General features: G+C 64.4%; 9 protein-coding genes. 2 read left to right on the top strand and 7 right to left on the bottom strand.

The features are described from left to right. Positions 1-55 precede the first annotated feature (55 nt). A complete protein-coding gene (locus tag AC07UW_RS17405) occupies positions 56-730 on the top strand; it encodes a rhomboid family intramembrane serine protease (protein ID WP_025876091.1) in 675 nt (224 codons plus the stop codon). Positions 731-875: 145 nt separating this feature from the next. On the opposite strand, the gene AC07UW_RS17400 is transcribed toward AC07UW_RS17405, so the two are convergent. Next, entirely contained in the window at positions 876-2,462 is a 1,587-nt protein-coding gene (locus tag AC07UW_RS17400; protein ID WP_346602822.1) for a phytoene desaturase family protein, read from the bottom strand. Continuing rightward, a complete protein-coding gene (locus AC07UW_RS17395; protein WP_059064748.1) occupies positions 2,459-2,941 on the bottom strand; it encodes a VOC family protein in 483 nt (160 codons plus the stop codon). The genes AC07UW_RS17400 and AC07UW_RS17395 overlap by 4 nt, the downstream gene beginning before the upstream one ends. Before the next feature lie 125 nt (positions 2,942-3,066). Between AC07UW_RS17395 and AC07UW_RS17390 the strand changes: the two genes are divergently transcribed. After that, positions 3,067-4,722 carry a saccharopine dehydrogenase family protein gene (locus AC07UW_RS17390; protein WP_495212522.1) on the top strand — a complete coding sequence of 552 codons (1,656 nt, stop codon included), beginning with the start codon at positions 3,067-3,069 and terminating at the stop codon, positions 4,720-4,722. A gap of 62 nt (positions 4,723-4,784) precedes the next feature. Here AC07UW_RS17390 and AC07UW_RS17385 read toward each other — a convergent pair whose 3' ends face one another. The 5 genes from AC07UW_RS17385 to AC07UW_RS17365 all read right to left on the bottom strand — a co-directional run bounded on the left by AC07UW_RS17385 (position 4,785) and on the right by AC07UW_RS17365 (position 17,865). Continuing rightward, positions 4,785-6,791, bottom strand: a complete 2,007-nt coding sequence (locus AC07UW_RS17385) for a M13 family metallopeptidase (protein WP_394197808.1) — start codon at positions 6,789-6,791, stop codon at positions 4,785-4,787. A gap of 229 nt (positions 6,792-7,020) precedes the next feature. Continuing rightward, entirely contained in the window at positions 7,021-9,126 is a 2,106-nt protein-coding gene (locus AC07UW_RS17380; RefSeq protein ID WP_100553135.1) for a M13 family metallopeptidase, read from the bottom strand. A gap of 190 nt (positions 9,127-9,316) precedes the next feature. Next, a complete protein-coding gene (locus AC07UW_RS17375; RefSeq protein WP_495212531.1) occupies positions 9,317-12,247 on the bottom strand; it encodes a TonB-dependent receptor domain-containing protein in 2,931 nt (976 codons plus the stop codon). A 535-nt stretch (positions 12,248-12,782) separates the two neighbouring features. Further along, positions 12,783-15,644, bottom strand: coding sequence for a TonB-dependent receptor plug domain-containing protein (locus AC07UW_RS17370; protein ID WP_336030630.1), 2,862 nt, complete (start codon positions 15,642-15,644; stop codon positions 12,783-12,785). Between the two features lie 184 nt (positions 15,645-15,828). Then, complete coding sequence (locus AC07UW_RS17365; protein ID WP_363732385.1) at positions 15,829-17,865, bottom strand: alpha/beta hydrolase family protein; 2,037 nt, start codon at positions 17,863-17,865, stop codon at positions 15,829-15,831. Positions 17,866-17,987 lie beyond the last annotated feature (122 nt).

Below are 17,987 nucleotides of genomic sequence, written 5' to 3'. Positions count from 1 at the left end.
TCAAAAAGGGCCGGTGCTGCGGCTATGATGGAGGCCGTTCCATGCCGGTGTCCCCATGTTCCCGCGACTGCCAACCGTCACCAAGGCCCTGTTGATCGCCAACGCGATCCTGTTCCTGCTGCAGCAGCCGTTCCTGCTCGGCATGCAGACCTTCGAGCCATTCATGCTGCAGCCGCTGCAGCAGGGCTTCGATGCGTTCTCGCCGGGTGGCAATTTCCAGCCCTGGCAGCTGCTGACCTACGGCTTCCTGCATGGCAGTTTCTTCCATCTGTTCTTCAACATGCTGGCCGTCTTCATGTTCGGCGCGCCGCTGGAACAGACCTGGGGTGAGAAGCGCTTCCTGACCTACTACCTGGTGTGCGTGGTCGGCGCCGGCCTGTGCCAGTTGCTGGTCGGTACGATGCTCGACAATCCGGCCACGGTGCTGGGTGCGTCCGGTGGTGTGTTCGGCCTGCTGCTGGCTTACGGCATGCTGTTCCCCAACCAGCGGGTGATGCTGCTGTTCCCGCCGATTCCGATGAAGGCGCGTACGTTCGTGATCCTGTTCGGCGTGGGCGAGCTGGTGCTGGGCATGACCGGCTGGCAGCCGGGCGTGGCCCATTTCGCGCACTTGGGCGGCATGCTGTTCGGCTGGCTGCTGATCCGCTACTGGCGTGGCCAACCGCCGTTCAACAAGCGTCGTCCCCCGGGCCCGCCGAAGCGCCCGAACCACCTGCGCAGCGTGAAGTGAGGCGCAGGTGGCTGCCGACCGTTGGTCGGCATACCTTGACGCCGGTAGGTGCCAATCTTGAGTGGCACGCCTTGACGCCGGTAGGTGCCAATCTTGATTGGCACACCTTGACGCCGGTAGATGCCAACCTTGGTTGGCACGCATTTCATGCATCGGCCAGCACCACCTGCGCCGCGTTGTGCCCGGGCGCGCCGGTGACCCCGCCGCCCGGATGCGTACCCGCACCGCACAGGTACAGGCCGGGCAGGGCGCCGCGATAGCCCGCCTGGCCGACCATCGGCCGCGCCGAGAACAGCTGGTTGGCGCTGAGCGCACCGTGGAAGATGTCGCCACCGATCAGCCCGAACGTCCGTTCCAGATCCAAGGGTGACAGTGCCTGTCGACCAAGCACGCTGTCGGCGAAGCCGGGGGCGAAGTGATCGACGGTGGCGATCATCAGGTCGGCAACGGTATCGCGGTGATCATCCCAGTGTCGGCCATCGGGCAGCTCCGGCGCCACGTGCTGGCAGAACAGGCTGGCCACATGCTGCCCGGGTGGCGCCAGCGAATCATCCAGCGTGCTCGGAATCAGCATCTCCACGATCGGCTCGCGCGACCAGCCCTCGCGACGTGCGTCCAGCCAGGCGCGGTCCATGTAATCCAGGCTGGGCGCCATGATGATGCCGGCACTGAGGTGATCGCCGGGGCCGGGCAGGGCACGGAAATCCGGCAGCCGCGACAGCGCCACGTTCATCCGGAACGTGCCCGAGCCGCAGCGCCAGTTCGCCATGCGTTCACGGGTGGTGACGGGAACCTGGGCGGGCTGCAGCAGTTGTTCGTACAGCAGCTTCGGGTTGACGTTGGCCACCACGGCACGTGCGCGCAGGCTCTCGCCGCCGGACAGCGCGACGCCGACCACGCGCCCGTCCTCAACCAGCAGGCGCTGCACGCCGGCATCGACCCGCAGCTCGGCGCCGGCTGCACGCGCGGACGCGGCGATGGCCTGGCTGATCGCGCCCATGCCACCGATGGCGTGGCCCCACGCGCCCTTGACCCCGTTGCACTGGCCGAACACGTGATGCAGCAGTACGTAGGCGCTGCCTGGCGTGTACGGGCTGGCGTAGTTGCCAACAATGCCATCGAAACCAAACAGGGCCTTGATCGGCTCGCTTTCGAACCAGCGATCCAGGTACTCGGCGGCCGACAGCGTGAACAGGTCCAGCAGTTCCTGGCGCAGTGCAGGGTCGAGTGCGGCCAACTCCCGTCCCAACCGGCCCATCTGCCACAACGCCGGCAACGCACGCCAGCCGGCCATCACCCCGAGGTCGGGCGGCGGACGCAGCGCCCAGTCGCGCAGCACATCGGCAAATACCTCCAGGCGCGCTTCATAGGCGGGCAGCGCCTGCGCATCGCGTTCGGAGAACTTCGCCACCTCGGCCTGGGTGCGGCCAGGTGCGGACAGCAGGTAGCGGCCATCAGGCAATGGCAGGAAGTTGTTGGCCGGCCGCGCGACGATGCGCAGCCCGTGCGCATGCAACTGCAGCTCCTCGATCACCTTCGGCTGCAGCAGCGACACCGTGTACGAGGCCACCGAGTTGCGGAAGCCCGGGTGGAACTCCTCGGTGACAGCCGCACCGCCAAGGATGCCGCGACGCTCCAGCACCAGCACCCGTTGCCCCGCGCGCGCCAGATACGCCGCGCACACCAGCCCGTTGTGGCCGCCACCAACGATGATCGTGTCCAACGTCGTCATGCGTTGCGGATCGCCGCTTCGATGGTGGCGATGTCGATCTTCTTCATCGGCATCATCGCGTTGAAGGCGCGCTTGGCCAGGGCCTTGTCCTTGCTGGTCACCGCTTCGATCAGCATGCGCGGGCTGATCTGCCAGGACACGCCCCAGCGGTCCTTGCACCAGCCGCATTGGCTTTCCTGGCCACCGTTGCCGACGATGGCATTCCACAGGCGATCGGTCTCGGCCTGGTCCTCGGTGGAAATCTGGAACGAGAACGCTTCGCTGTGCTTGAAGCTCGGGCCACCATTGAGGCCGACGCAGGGAATGCCGCAGACCGTGAATTCGACGGTGAGCACGTCCCCCTGCTTGCCGTCGGGGAAGTCGCCGGGCGCGTGATGCACAGCGGTTACTTCGCTGTCGGGAAATGTCTTTGCGTAGAACGTGGCGGCCTCGAGCGCACCGTTGTCATACCAGACGCAGATCGTGTTCTTGTGAGCCATGGCGGGGCTCCGCAGTGGACGAAGGAGCAGCGATAGCATGGGCGGTGTTAATGCCGGATCGTGCTGCACTGCGGGAGCTGCCGGCGCCGCGCTACCATGGCCGGACGACACGACAGGGATGATGCGTGAAGATCCTGATTCTGGGTGGCTATGGGGTGTTCGGGGGGCGCCTGGTCCGCTTGCTGGCCGACCTGCCGATGCTGGAACTGCTGATCGGTGGCCGCAACCTGGCAGCGGCACAGGCGTTCTGCGCAAGCTATGTGGGGCAATCGACGCTGCGTCCACTGCAGGTCGACCGGCAACGGCTGGCCACGGCCCTGCAGGCCGAGCGACCGGAGCTGGTGGTGGATGCCTCCGGTCCTTTCCAGGACTATGGCGAACACCGCTATGGCGCGATCGAAGCCTGCATCGCCGCCGGCATTGATTATCTGGACTTCGCCGACGCGGCAGACTTCGTATTCGGCGTTTCGCAGTACGACGCGCAGGCCAGGGCAGCTGGCATCTACGCACTGTCAGGCGTCAGCAGTTTCCCGGTATTGACCGCGGCAGTGCTGCGCGAGATGGCCACGCATATGGACATCGTCAGCGTGGAAGGCGGCATCGCGCCATCGCCGTATGCCGGCATCGGCCTGAACGTGATGCGGGCGGTGGTCGGCTATGCCGGTGCGCCGGTGAAGCTGCGCCGCAACGGCCGCGATGGGCACGGCATCGGCCTGGCCGAGAGTCGTCGCTTCACCGTCGCGGTGCCGGGGCGACTGCCGCTGCGCAACCTGCATTTCTCGCTGGTGGATGTGCCGGATCTGCAGGTGTTGCCACCCGAACATCCGACGATGACCGACATCTGGATGGGGGCTGGCCCGGTGCCGGAGATCCTGCATCGCGTGCTCAATCTGCTGGCCAAGGCGCGCCTGCACCTGAAACTGCCGTCGCTGGAGCCATGCTCGCGGTTGTTCTACACCGTGTTGAACCTGATGAAGTTCGGCGAGCATCGCGGCGGCATGATCGTGCGCGCCGTGGGCACCCGCGATGGTGCGCGTGTGGAACAGAGCTGGCACCTGCTGGCCGAGGCCGATGATGGCCCGTACATTCCGTCGATGGCGATCGAAGCGGTGATCCGCAAGCAGCTGGCCGGTGATCGGCCGTCACCGGGTGCACGCCCGGCCACGCATGCGCTGGAACTGTCCGACTACGACCGGCTGTTCGACGGACGCACGATCCACACCGGTTTCCGCCGCGACATGCCCGGTGCCAGCCTGTACCAGCGCCTGCTGGGCAGCGCGTACGCGCAGCTGCCGGCCAGCGTGCAGGCGTTGCATGCACCGTCTGCCGCCAAGCGCTGGAGCGGCACGGCATCGGTCGAACGCAGTGGTGGGTTGTTGTCGCGGTTGCTGGGGAACGTGTTCGGTTTTCCGGCAGCGGGCGAGGCAGTGCCGGTCAGCGTGGAGTTCACCGCAGAGGCGGGTGGCGAGCGCTGGACGCGGACCTTTGCCGGCCGTCGTTTCTCTTCGTTGCAGACGCTGGGGCAGGGGCGCAACGAAGCGCTGCTGGTCGAACGGTTCGGTGCGGTATCGGTAGCGTTGGCACTTCTGGTCGACAGCGGGCGGCTGCAACTGGTGCCGAGACGCTGGTCGATCCTGGGCCTGCCGTTGCCGCAGTCGCTGTTGCCCGGGGAGAACAGTTTCGAGAGTGATGAGGATGGGCGCTTCGTCTTCGACGTGGAGATCGGCGCGCCGGTGGTGGGGCGGATCGTGCATTACCGGGGAACGTTGAAGCCCGCGTGACGTCCACCGACGAAAAAGGGCGCCACGAAGGCGCCCTTTCCGTTATTGCTGTTGCATGAACCTCAGCGCAAGACCTTGATCTGCTCGCCGTCGGTGCGCTGCATCGGCTGGCCCGGCTTGCAGCTGAAGCTGGCGCCGAATGCCGGCAGGTTCGACAGCGGGCCATTGGTGCGCCAGCGACCCGGTGCACGGATGTCGGCGGTCAGGCGGCGTGCGGCCTCGTTCGGCGACAGCTGCTGCGGCCACAGCGCAGCCCAGGCGCGGAAGAAGCCCTGCTGCTGTGCCGGCTTGGCCTTCGGCTCCTGCGCGGTGTACGCGGCCCAGGCCAGTTCCAGACCGGCGATGTCGGCCAGGTTCTCTTCCTGGGTCAGCGTGCCGTTGACCTTGGCCCCCTTCACGCCGGGGAACTCGTAGGCGCCGTACTGGGTGGCGACACGGGTGCCGAGCAGGGTCCAAGCGGTCTTGTCGGCCGGGGTCCACCAGCTGCGCAGTTCGCCCTTGGCATCGACCAGCGCACCCTTGGCATCGATCGCACGGGTCAGCTCGTGGCCGACCAGGCCGCCGAAGCTGCCGAACTTGTCGGCGGCATCGGCCTTGGCGTTGAACACCGGGCCCTGCAGGATCGCCGCAGTGACGATCAGCCGGTTCTGCGCCAGGTCATAGGCCAGCGACGGCTGCTGCGGCAGCACGTCCCAGCGGCGGTCGGCGTTGCCCTTGCCGATGCGCTTCATTTCCTCGCGGTGGCGCCAGGTGGACGCGATCAGCATGTTGCCGCCGAACGAACCACGGCCCATCGGCTGCACGCTGTAGTCCAGGTCACGCAGCGGGGTGCCGATCTCGATCTTCAGCGCGGCCAGCTTGGCCTGCGCTTCGGTCTTGGCCTCGGCGCTCATCCAGCTGTTGTTCTTGACCGCTTCGATCTGCACTTCACGCACCTTGTCGACGATCCAGGCCGCCTGGCGGCGGTCTTCGGCGGACAGGTAACGGGCTGCGTATTCGCGGCCGACCATCGGGCCAGCGGCCACGTTGATCGCGTCCAGCACGCTTTCCCAGCGCTGCGGCGGCAGGGTCTCGCCACGCAGCACGCGGCCACGGAACTCGAACTCCGCATCGCGGTACGCCTTGGACAGGTACGGCGCCATCGAGTCGCCCACGCGCCAGCGCAGGTAGGCCTTCCACTGGTCCGGTTTGAGCTTGGTGACCATGCCGTCGAGCTGCTTGAACAGCGCCGGGTCGGCCAGCGACACCAGGTCATCGTTGACGCCCTGCGCCTTCAGGAACGCGTCCAGCTGCAGGTTGCGGTAGCGGCTGTTGAGGTCCTTGGTGGAGATCGGCGCGTAGTTGTTGAACGGGTTGTTGATGCCCGCCAGCGACTGCGCGTTGCGCGCCAGTTCGGTTTCCAGCGCGATCACCGCCTGCGACTCGGCGTCCAGCTTGGCCGCCGGGGTGCCGGTCAGTGCGAGGATCTGCTTGACGTAGTTGCGATAGCGGCCCATCAACGCGACGGTGTCGGCGTCGGTGCGGGTATAGAAGGCCGGATCAGGCAGGCCCATGCCGCCCTGCATGAAGTAACCGATGTGGCGGTCCAGCGCCTTCAGGTCCACGTCCGGACCGAAGTTGAAGGCCACCGGGATGCCGACCTGGTGCAGCGCGGCGATCGAGGCCGGGACATCCTTGGCCTTCTTGATCGCGTTGATGCGGGTCAGCAGCGGTGCGATCGGGTTGGAGCCGTCGGCTTCCACGGCCGCTTCGTCCAGGCCGCTGGCCCAGAAGTCGCCCAGCAGCTTCTGCACGTTGCCCTGCGGCGCCTTCATCGAGGCGTCCAGCAGTTCACGCTGTTGCTGCCGGCTGCGGTCGACCAGCTGGCCCAGTGCGGTGGCGGCGCCGGTCTGCGGCACCGGGTTGGCCTTCAGCCAGCCTGCGTTGGTGGCGTCGTAGAAATCGCTGCACTGCGCACTGACGGCCGGGGCGCGTGCGGCCTTCTTCTTGGCGGCGAACGCATCGTGGGTCGGAACCAGGGTCGCCAGGCTGATGCCCAGGGCGATGGCAAGCGGACGGAAGTTGGGCATGTAGAACGAATCCGTGATGGATTGAGGGCGGGCGAACTATAGCAAGCCGCGCATGGGCACGGGATGCACGCCTCATGGCGGCTCCTTTTTGCCATGCGCCGACCAAGGTCGGGCTCTACCAGCGGCTTGGACATAGAGCCACGCCATGCGTGGCTGCGGCCAAGCGCTGAAAAACAAAGGCCCGGGAAATCCCGGGCCTCTGCAGGCAAGCCGTGGCCTCAGCCGTGGCTTACCAGATCACCACCTGCGAGTCGCCGGTGCGCGACATCGGCGTACCCGGCTTGCACTGGAAGGCCGCGGTGAAGGTCGGCAGGTTCGACGGCGCACCGATGGCGCGGAACTGCGCCGGCGCGTGCGGGTCGGTTGCCAGGCGGACCTTGGCGTTCTCCGGGGTGTACTTGGTGCGCCACACGGTGGCCCAGTTGAAGAAGAAGCGCTGATCGCGGGTGAAGCCATCGATCTTCGCGTCTTCCTTGCCGGCCGATGCCTTCTGCAATGCGTCGTAGGCGGTGGCCAGGCCACCCAGGTCGGCAATGTTCTCGCCCAGGGTCAGATGGCCGTTCACGGCCTGGCCGTCGACCTTGTACTGGTCGAACTGCTTGACCAGCTTGCCGGTCAGGCCAGCGAAATTCTTCGAATCGGCTTCGGTCCACCAGTTCTCGAAGTTGCCGGTCGGCCCGAAGCGGCTGCCCTGGTCGTCGTAACCGTGGGTCATTTCGTGGCCGATGACCGCACCGATACCGCCGTAGTTCAGCGCGTCGTCGGCCTTCGGGTCGAAGAACGGCGGCTGCAGGATGGCGGCCGGGAACACGATCTCGTTCTGCAGCGGGTTGTAGTAGGCGTTGACCGTCTGCGGGGTCATGCCCCACTCGGTCTTGTCCACCGGCTTGCCGATCTTGGCCAGGTTGTACTGGTAGTTGAACGCGGTGGCCGCGCGCACGTTGCCCAGGTAGCTGTCACGGTTGGTCTGCAGGCCCGACCAGTCACGCCACTTGTCCGGGTAACCGATCTTCGGGGTGAAGGTTTCCCACTTGGCGATGGCCTTGGCCTTGGTCTCTTCGCTCATCCAGGACAGGCCCTGGATGCGTTCCTTCAGCGAAGCGGCCAGGTTCTTCACCAGTTCTTCCATCTTCGCCTTGGCTTCCGGCGAGAAGGCAACCTTCACGTACAGCTGGCCGAAGGCTTCGCCGGCATCGCTCTCGATGGTGCCCAGCACGCGCTTCCAGCGCGGCTTCTGTTCCTTCTGGCCATTGAGGGTCTTGCCGTAGAACTCGTAGTTCTCCTGCACGAACGCATCGGCCAGGTACGGCGAGGCACTGTCCACGGTGTGGAAGCGCAGGTAGGCGCGCCACACCGACGGATCGGTATCGCCCAGTGCCTTGCTCACTTCCTGGTGGAAGGCAGGGATGGCCAGCGAGAACTTCTCCGGCGCGGCCACGTTCTGCGACTTGAAGAACTCGGTCCAGCTGAAGTTCGGGGTCAGCGCATCGGCCTCGGCCAGGCTGACCGGGTGGTAATACAGGGAAACGTCGCGCGACAGTTCGACGCTGGACTTGGACGCCTTGGCCAGGCGGGTCTCGAACTTGACCACTTCTTCAGCCTGCTTTGCGGCATCGGCAGCGGCCACGCCGGACAGCTCCAGCACCTTGGCGACGTGGGCCTGGTAGGCCTTCAGCTTGTCGGCCTTGGACGCATCGGTATAGAAGGTCTTGTCCGGCAGGCCCAGGCCGCCTTGGCTGGCGTAGGCCATGTTCACGGCCGAGTTCTTGAAGTCGGCTTCGGCGCCGAAGCCGAACAGCACGTTCTCGCCCTTGGCAGCGCTGGTGCGCAGGTAGTTGGCGATGGCGGCCTTGTCCTGCAGGCCATCGATCGCGGCCAGGTCGGCCTTCAGCGGCTCGATGCCCTGGGCGTTGACCTTGGCTTCGTCCATGCCGGTGGCCCACAGGTCGCCGACGATCTTCTCGATGCCGGCCGGGTTCTTCACCTGTGCGACCTGCTCGGCCAGCTGGTGCTGCACGGCCACCGAACGCTCGTCGAGGATGGTGAAGGCGCCCCAGCTGGTGCGGTCGCCCGGAATCTCGTTGGCGGCCAGCCACTTGCCGTTGACGTAGTCGCCGAAGGCGGTGCAGGCGTCAAGGTTGCTGTCCAGATCGCTGGCCTGGAAGGCGTTGTAGGCCGGCAGCTTGCTCTCGTCGAGCTTGTAGGTGGTGGCGGCGTCGGCCGCGGCCGGCGTGGAGGCGGTGGCATCCTTTGCCGGGGTTTCGTTCTTGCCGCAGCCGACCAGCGCGGCCGAAACGGCCAGGGTCAGCAGCACGATCTTGGGAGTACGGGTCACTTGAATGGCCTCCAGGCCGAGTGAGTCAGGGAAGGGCCGGGGGAACGGCCGTGGGCCGAACGATACGCCGCCGGCCCACACTGCAAGGGTGTCGAAGGTCATGGCCGGGCGCAAGGGGGCCTTGCCGGTACCGGAAAAAGACAGACCCGGCAAAAGCCGGGTCTGTCGGGGTACTGCATGTGTTGCTGGATCAGAACTTGTAGGTAGCGCCCATGTACATGTAACGGCCGATGTTGTCGTACATCGCCGAACCGACGTCGGAGCCGAAGTAGTTCACCGGCGGATCCTTGTCGAAAGCGTTGTCCACGCCCAGGTAGACGTCGATCTTGTCGCCCGGGAAGCGGTAGCCGAACTGGAAGTTGTGGTAGACGTACGAGCCGTTGCGGATCGGGCTGGTCTGGCCCGGGTTGGCCTGGTAGCTCTTCGGCTGCACGCGCAGGTTGCTGCTCACGTAGTTCAGGTCCCACGACGCACGCCACTGACCCAGCGAGTACTTGGTCTGCAGCGAACCGCGCCAGCGCGGGTCGGTCACCCAGGTAACGTTCTCGTCGTACTCGGTCGGGAAGTCCTGGAAGGCCCATTCACGCGACTGCAGCAGGCGGGTACCGACCAGGCGGATCACCGTGTCACCCTCGGCCAGCTTGAAACGGTAGTCCATTTCCAGGTCGACGCCGACGCGACGCGAACGAGCCAGGTTTTCGTTCAGCGCAACCCAACGGCTGATCGAATGTTCCGGGAAGGTCCGGCCGCCGGCATCGGTCTTGCCACCGACCGGTGCGCGCTCGATGAAGCCGCAGAAGCTGTTGTTGATGCCGCCCGGAGAATCCACGCAGCGGGTGGCATTGGTCTGTGCAGTCACAGCACCGATGGCGTCCTTCAGGCTGATCCACCAGTAGTCCACGGACATGCCGAAGCCCTGCAGGAAATCAGGCTGCCAGACCAGGCCATAGGTGAAGCTGCGCGCGCGCTCCGGCTTCAGGTTCGGGTTGCCGCCGCTGACACCCGGGCGGGTTGCGGTGTAGGTATCGACCCAACCCACCGGCACGCCCAGCGCCGAGCAGTTGGCCTGGCGCAGGGCCGGATCAGCTGCCGTATTGGGGCGATTGGAATTGGTGGCCAGGTAGTTGCAGGGATCGTTGACGGTGGCGAAGTTCTCGCTCTGCGGGTTGTACAGTTCGCCGATGCTCGGCGCACGCACCGCCTGCGACAGGGTGCCGCGGGCACGCAGGGACGGAATGATGGTCCAGTCCAGGCCGACCTTCCAGGTGGTGGTCTTGCCGATGCTGCTGTAGTCGGACCAGCGACCGGCAGCGTCCATGGTCAGGTTGTAGATGCCCGGGATGTCGGCCAGCAACGGCACAGTGGCTTCGACGAATGCTTCGCGTACGTCGTACTTGCCCATCCGGTTGGGGATCGCGTTGAGGAAGGTCAGGCCCTGCGCTGCCAGCGGATCGGTGATTTCGCGGCTCTTCTCGCGGCGGTATTCCACGCCACCGGCCACGCCGACGTCGCCGGCCGGCAGGCTGAACAGCGAGGCGTTGGCCAGCGAGGCGCTGAACACCGACTGCTGCAGGCGCGAATAGTTGAACGAATCGACGTTCATCCAGTCACGCGCGGCCTGGGTCACTGCACCGTTGCCGAATACGGAGAACGGTACGCAGCCCTCGCGTGCGAACTGCGAATACACGCGGTTGCCGTTGTTGGGGTTGGTCGCGTTCGGGTTCAGCGTGGTGCGGCAGACGATCTGGCCGGTGGACGGATCGACCACGGTGTCCAAGCCTGCCTGCCAACGCTCGTTGATGCGGTTGTTGAGGTTCCAGCGCTTGACCTCGCTCTGGCCCCAGTTGCCGTACACGTCGTAGGTCCAGTTCTCAGTCAGGTTGCCCTCGACGCCAAGCACGAAGCGCTGGGTGTTGCGCTCCACGTGCTCGCCACGCTGGCCGGCATCGACGTTGAAGCGGCTCAGGGTCAACTGGCTGGCGCCGTTGGCGGCCATCAGGGCGCGCAGCTGCGGCGAAACGTAGGCATTGTCGCGCTGGATGCGCAGGGTCTGGTCGAACGACGGCTGGGCCAGGAAGTCCGACACGGTCTCGGTGTACTTGCCTTCGAAATACAGGCGATGGTTGTCGGTCAGATCGAAGTTGACGACTGTATTGACGCTCTTGCGGTCGAAGCCGGGCTGCAGATCGGCCACCGAATTGAGGTCGGCGAAGTCGCAGTTGACGCAGCTGGTGGTGCTCGGCATCACGCCGTCATAGCGCTGCGGGCGGTAGGTGCCGTCCGGGTTGAACTGGTAACGGTTGCCCCAGGTCGCCTTGTTGGTGGGCGAGAACGCACCCAGTGTGAAGGTGCCGCCGAAGGAGATCGAATGATTGCCACCCGGGCCGCTGAGGACGGTCTGCGGATTGCTTTCGTTGGACGGCTTGGTCGGGTCGTAGTTCGGGTTCGGCACCGACACCAGGAATTCGTTGCCGATCGCGCGGTCGCTGCGGACAAAGCGGTCCTGCTTGCTGTATTCCAGGGCGATCGCCGCGCTGCCGCGGCCATTGGCGAAATCGGTACCTGCCGAGGCGCTGATGAAGGAACGGTTGAAGCCGCCTTCACTGGCCATGCCGGTCTGAGCGCGCACTTCGGCGCCGTCGAACGACTTCTTCATGATGAAGTTGACGACGCCGGCCACTGCATCGGCGCCGTACACGGCCGATGCACCACCGGTGATCACTTCAACGCGTTCGATCCACTCGACCGGGATCGTGTTGACGTCCACCGCCGAGGAGCCGGAGGTCGCGCCGACATGGCGGCGGCCATTGACCAGAACCAGCGTACGCGAGGTGCCCATGCCGCGCAGGTCCATCAGGCCGACGCCGGCGGTGCCGATGAAGCGGGTGGAATTACCCAGCGTATAGGTCGGGCTCAGCGCCGGCAGGCGCGCCATCAGGTCGCCGATGTTGTTGGCGCCGGTGGCGCGGATTTCTTCGGCAGTGATGGCGGTGACCGGCGAGGGGGTCACGAAGCCGGTACGCGCGATGCGCGAGCCGGTCACGCTGACGCGGTCCAGGTCGATCGGGTTGCTGCCGGAGCTGGCCTCCTGGGCCAGAGCCGGGGCCGCGGCAGCCATCATCAGGCCGGCGAGCAGAGCGTTGGTCAGCGGGTGGCGACCGGGCGTGCGGTAGTGCGTCATCGAGTGAATCCCCCTAATGGACAGAGAACGCTCGCCTCCATGCGGTTGTTATGTTGATGTTCATGTGTCGTCCTGACGTTCATCGAACCTAACATGCGCTTAACGGAAAAAGCATCGGTCCGTCACATTTCCTTGTGGAATAAGCGGCTTCCGATCATCAAATTGCAACAATTACAGTGCCTTAGTCTCAGTTGTGATGAATAGGTTTTGTTCTTGCTTCGGTTTATGAATGCGGTGTTAAGCAGAACTTTGCGCAAGCTGGCGGTTGATGGGGTAAAGGCGCGAGCCTCAGGGGAGGTGCCGCGAGGACGCCCGAGCTCCGTTCATGTCGTTCTCGCTGTCTCTTGATCTTTCTTGCAGCCACTGCAAAGCCAGGCCGCCGTCGGGCCTGTGATCAGTGATGGGGGAGTACAGGCCCGCAAAAGGAAAAGGCGGCTTGCGCCGCCCTTTCCGGGATACCGCTGTTACTGCCGGATCAGAACTTGTACTTCAGACGTACGAACGGGGTGCGGCCGTACAGATCGTACTGGGTGGCAAAGGCTGCGGTGTTGCCGTAGCGGTTGCCTGCGCCGGTGGAGATCAGTGCCGGCTTGGTGTTGAACACGTTGGAGATACCCACCAGCACTTCCCAATCGGCCTGCTTGTAGCTCAAGGAAGCGGTGTGATAAACGCGTGCGTCGGCCACCAGGTCACGGTACGAATCCGGACGGCCCTGATAGGTGAAGCGGGAATTGAGGGTGGTGTTCTCGGTCTTGCCGATGTATTGGGTCAACCAGTTGTACTCCCAGTCGCCGCGGGTCAGGGTCAGGCCCAAGTTGGCCACCAAGTCCGGACGGCCGATCAGGCCGAGCTGATCCGATGAAGCCAAGCCGCTGGCCTCCGCGCTGTCAAACAGCTGTGCAACGTCTTCCACGGTGTAAGTAACCTGGGAATCCAGGGCGAACTTGCCGAAGCCGAACTCGTGCTCCCAGTTCAGGGTCATGTCCCAGCCGCGGGTACGCTGCTGGTTGATGTTCAGGTACTGGGCGTAGATGTTGCGGATCGAGTTGGCATCGGGACCGGTGGTCGGGTTGCGCTCCAGCAGGTCGCAGTAGCGGTTCGGATAGGTGCTGGAACCGTAGCAGCCAGTGGTGATGTCCAGCGCGTTCAGCGAGGTGATCTGGCCGCGGATATCGTAGTCAAAATAGTCGATCGCCACGCTCAGGTCAGCAAACGAGGGGGTGAACACGATACCGGCGCTCTTGGCGCGGGAGGTTTCTGGAATCAGGTTCCCGGCGCCGCCGCTGGTGTACACGGTTGCACTGGAGCCTGCGCCCACGTAATCGCCCGGGATGCCGGCGGCGCCGCAGTTTGCGCGGATGTTGGTGTTGTCGCTCTCATCCCAGCGGATGCAGGGATCGATTGCGGTCTGGTTCTGGAAGCCGGTCTGGTTGCCCAGGTACAGCTCGTACAGGCCAGGGGCGCGATAGGACGTACCGACCGTGCCGCGGATGCGCAGCGACGGGATGATCTGCCAGTTCAAGCCGGCCTTCCACACCTTGTCGCTGCCGCTGACAGAGTTGTACTTGAAGACACGGGCCGAGGCATTGGCGGTGAGCGATTCGATACCGGTCACGCCCTTGACCAGCGGGATGTCGAATTCGACAAAGGCTTCCTTCACCTTGTCATTGCCCTTGGTCACGTCAGCGGTCGACGCACCCCACAGGTCCTTGTAGTTCTCGTCCGGGGTATCTTCAATGGAGTAGTAGCGGTATTCCAGGCCAAACGCAGCACCGACGGGGCCGGCCGGCAGGTCGAACAATTCGCCAGAGAAGACGGCGTTGATCGTGGCGGTGTCGTAGGTGGTCTTGCCGGTGGCGGTGATGCCCAGGATGTCCACCAGCTCATCGACCTTGGCACCGCTGAGGTAGCCCGGGTCGAAATAGTTCGCCGCCGGAGTTTCGCCGGCATTCGGATTGGTCAGATCGCCGGTGATCGAGTTGCGGATGCCCAGCGAGCTGTACTTGCCGCTGGAGCGGCTGGCGTTGGCATTGACTTCCCAACCCCAGCTGCCAGTGAACAGGCCGTCGAACTTGTTGGCCAGGTAGTAGTAGTTCACCTCGGTTTCCGAGGAGGACTTGAACGGCAGCACCGGCTGCGCATAACCGGTACTGGTGCCCGGCGCTTCCACGGTCGGGAAGAACTGGCGCCACTGGAAGTTGTTGGTCTTGCGGTTGTTGTAGAGGAACTGGGTCTTCCAGTTGAACGACTCGAAGCCGAAGTCCGAAGCGAAGTACGCCGACTTGCGCTCCTGGCGGTTGATGATGTGGCTACGGCCCCAGGCATCGAAGTTCAACGGTTCTTCGTAGTACGCCACCGGGCTGCCATTGGCGTAGGTGCGGTTGGCACGAGGGCGGTAACCGGGGAACGGGCCGACGGTGCTGCCGTCCGGCGATGGGACATAACGGATCGGCGAGTCGTACTCGTCGATGACGTTGATCAGGAGGTTGTTGCAGTTGGCCAGGTTGGTGCCGGCGGTGATTGAACGATCTTCCCGGTCGATACGGTTGCCGTTGGCGTCCTTGATCAGGTCGTTGCCGCATTTCAGGAAATCGCGGTCAGCGCGGGTCAGTTCGTTGTGGCGATACCACTCGACGGCGGCGACGATGCTGCCCTTCTCGAAGTTCCAGCCATTGGCAAGCGAACCCTGGAAGACCTCACCGCCACCTTCGGTGGGGATGCGGCCGGTAACGGTCAGTTCCGGGCGCTCGAAATTCTTCTTGGTGATCAGATTGACCACGCCGGCTACGGCATCGGAACCGTAAATGGACGACGAACCATCCTTCACGATTTCAGCGCGCTGCAGGATGGCGGTGGGAATGACGTTCAGGTCGAAAGCACCGACCGCGCCGCGGGTACCGGCCGGGCCCGGACGCTGGCCGTCCAGCAGCACCAGGGTGCGGTTGGCACCGAGGCCGCGCAACGAGAAGGTCTGCACACCCGTGCCGCCGTCTACGACGAACCCGCCGAACTGATGGGTGATCTGCGTCTCGGCCGCACCGATCGCGGACTTCTGCAGGAACTCGCCAACCGAGACCTGGCCCTGCGCTGCGTTGTGCTCGGTGTCGATGGTGAACACAGGGGAGGAGGTATCGTAGTCCGCACGACGGATCAATGATCCGGTGACGGTGACCTTGTCAAGATCGGTCGCGCGTTGATTACGGGTGGAAGTGCTTGACGCCGCGGCTTCCTGCTGGGTGGTCTCCTGGGCCAAAACCGGTGCGGCCTGCAGGCAGGCCAGCACAGCGAGAGTGAGCGGGACGCGGCTTGGCTTGATGTGGCGGTTGGCGTTGCGCATTTCGGTGTGATCCCCACTTGTTATGCTTCGGTTAATGGAGTGTATGTGTGGCGTAAAGTAAATGCAACATGAATGGATTGTCGATGTAACTCGTTGTTGCTAAGGGGGAATTCAGTAAGTGGCGCATGAAAAAACCCCGTCGGTTAACCGACGGGGTTCGTGCACAGCCCAGATTGCGGTGGGCTTACAGGCCGCTTGGTCCGCAGTCCTTGCCCAGGAAATCTGCCATCAGCGGCAGGGTCGCGCGATAGTGGCTCGGATACCACGGCATGCTGTGCGGCATATCGGGAATCAGCTCGAAGCGGGCCGGCACCTTGTCCTTCACGCCGTTGTAGAAGTTCCTGGCGTGGGAGGCCGGGGTGCGCACGTCGCGATCGCCAACGAAGGTCAGCAGCGGGATAGCGGCCTTGGCGGTGTTCTGCATCGGGTCCATGCCCTTCACGGTCTGGCCCTGCAGGATGCGCTGCAGACGGTTCTCGCTCCAGGAAACGCCCAAGCGAGCCAGATCGGTCACGGGTGCGCCTGCAATGGCGCATTGATAGGGTGAGGGACTGCGCACCACTGCGGCGGCGGAGGCGAAGCCACCGTAGGAGTAGCCGAAGATCGCGATGCGGTCCTTGGCTGCGATACCCTGCTGCACCAGCCACGCCGCAGCATCATCGTTGTCGTCCTGCATCGTCAGCCCCCATTGCTTGTCGCCGGCGATCCAGTGCTCACGGCCGAACCCGGTCGAGCCCCGGTACTGCGGGCGGATTACCGCGTAACCACGCGAGGTGAAGAATGGCACCCAGCCGGATGCATCCCAGCCGGTATAGTCACGGGCCCAAGGGCCGCCATGGGGATGGACCAGCGCCGGCAGCGCGGCGTCACCGTTTTTCCAGCCCGCGGGCAGGTCGACGATGGCGGGGATCTTGCGACCATCCCGGGCGGTATACGTTATCCAGCGCTGTTCGCCGATCTGCTTGCCATCTACCCAGGGGCGTTCGCTGCCCAGCGTGGTGACCTGCTTGCGATCGACCAGGATCTGGTAGCTGGTGGGCGAGCTGGCGCTGTTGGTGGTGAACAGTACGCGCGAAAGATCGTCGTTGTAACCGCTGATGGCGATGTTTTTGCCCGGATAGGCCTGCTTGAGGCCGTCGTACAGGGCTTTCATCTGCGGATCGACGTAGACCGCTTCACGTCGAGGGCCGTCGACGTAGAAGCCCAGCACCTGGTTGAAGTTGCTCGGTTTGGTGCCCAGGATCAGTCCGCCGATGGGATATTCGGGATGAGCCGCCAGCGGTTCGTTGTCGAACGCTTTGGTGGCCGGGTCGTACAGGCGTGCCTGCACCTGATCGGAAAATTTGTCGGTGAGGATGTACAGCTTGCCGCTCTGGTCATCGATACCGACCACTTCCATGGTGTAGCGGTCGGACAGCCGGGTGGTGAGCGTTTCGTGCTTCTCGAACTGACCGCTTGCTTTGCTCTTGACCAGGATCTGCTGCTCATAGTCGTTGGAGCCCGCAGGCTCGATCTGCGTACGGGTCAGCAGTTCGCCGTTGCGTGGATGGAAAAGGCCCGGCGTGGAGCGGGCGTCGCCACGGAACAGCAGCTCGGTCTGCCCGGTCCTGAGGTTGAACAGGTAGTAGCTGGCGGAGAAATTGGTCTGGTTGATCTGTGAAATGATGACCTTGTCCGGATCCAGCGGAAGCGAGTGCACCAGGGACGCTGTGCCGGCAAGCTCCAGGCAGCGTTGGGTCTGCTCGCTGATGCCCAGCTTTCGGGTGTTGTCGGCGAATGCTTCGTCGAACTTGGCTTGGCTGCTGTCGGTGAGAAAGGCCTTGGATAGGAAGGTTTTGGTCGAGCCGACTGAATTGCCTTCGCCGCAGCCGGACAGTTGTGCGGTCAGCTCCTGGCGACCGATGACGAGACTGCGGCCTGCCTTGAGCGCGCTGGCGGCAATGAACTTCATCCGATCACCGGACGGGGTGATCGCCACCGGTGCCGAGCCGGGGGTGTCCAGGTTCCAGTTGGCCAGCGCGGTGTCACCATTGTTGCTGCCGGGTGCAGCGATGATGGCAACCAGCTGCTTGCCGTCAGGGCTCATGCTGACGGACTGGATTGACGGAATCTTGGCGAAATCCTCAACCGGCAGGGGCGCGGTGGAGGCATGGGTGATGTGCAGGCCCACCAGTAGTGCGATGGCGGTACCCAAGCGGGCAGGTGTGAAGCGCGATTCCATGGTCAGCGGTTCCTTGTGGCAGGGCACGTCAATATGACCTGAAGATGAACGAAGGCTCGGTTTCCGTCAACTCGACGTGAACGGGACTGGTCCTCACCATTGGCCGCAAACAAGGAGACCCC

The sequence above is a fragment of the Stenotrophomonas sp. GW821-FHT02D01 genome (assembly GCF_059421765.1).
The sequence above is the reverse complement of the archived record's forward strand: the minus strand, read 5'-3'. Positions and strand labels throughout refer to the sequence as shown.

What these genes read in the sequence shown, in the direction of transcription:
- AC07UW_RS17400 (WP_346602822.1), bottom strand. Translation starts at nt 2,462, where the DNA reads ATGACGACGTTGGACACGATCATCGTTGGTGGCGGCCACAACGGGCTG.
- AC07UW_RS17375 (WP_495212531.1), bottom strand. Translation starts at nt 12,247, where the DNA reads ATGATGGCTGCCGCGGCCCCGGCTCTGGCCCAGGAGGCCAGCTCCGGC.
- AC07UW_RS17370 (WP_336030630.1), bottom strand. Translation starts at nt 15,644, where the DNA reads ATGCGCAACGCCAACCGCCACATCAAGCCAAGCCGCGTCCCGCTCACT.
- AC07UW_RS17405 (WP_025876091.1), top strand. Translation starts at nt 56, where the DNA reads ATGTTCCCGCGACTGCCAACCGTCACCAAGGCCCTGTTGATCGCCAAC.
- AC07UW_RS17385 (WP_394197808.1), bottom strand. Translation starts at nt 6,791, where the DNA reads ATGCCCAACTTCCGTCCGCTTGCCATCGCCCTGGGCATCAGCCTGGCG.
- AC07UW_RS17395 (WP_059064748.1), bottom strand. Translation starts at nt 2,941, where the DNA reads ATGGCTCACAAGAACACGATCTGCGTCTGGTATGACAACGGTGCGCTC.
- AC07UW_RS17365 (WP_363732385.1), bottom strand. Translation starts at nt 17,865, where the DNA reads ATGGAATCGCGCTTCACACCTGCCCGCTTGGGTACCGCCATCGCACTA.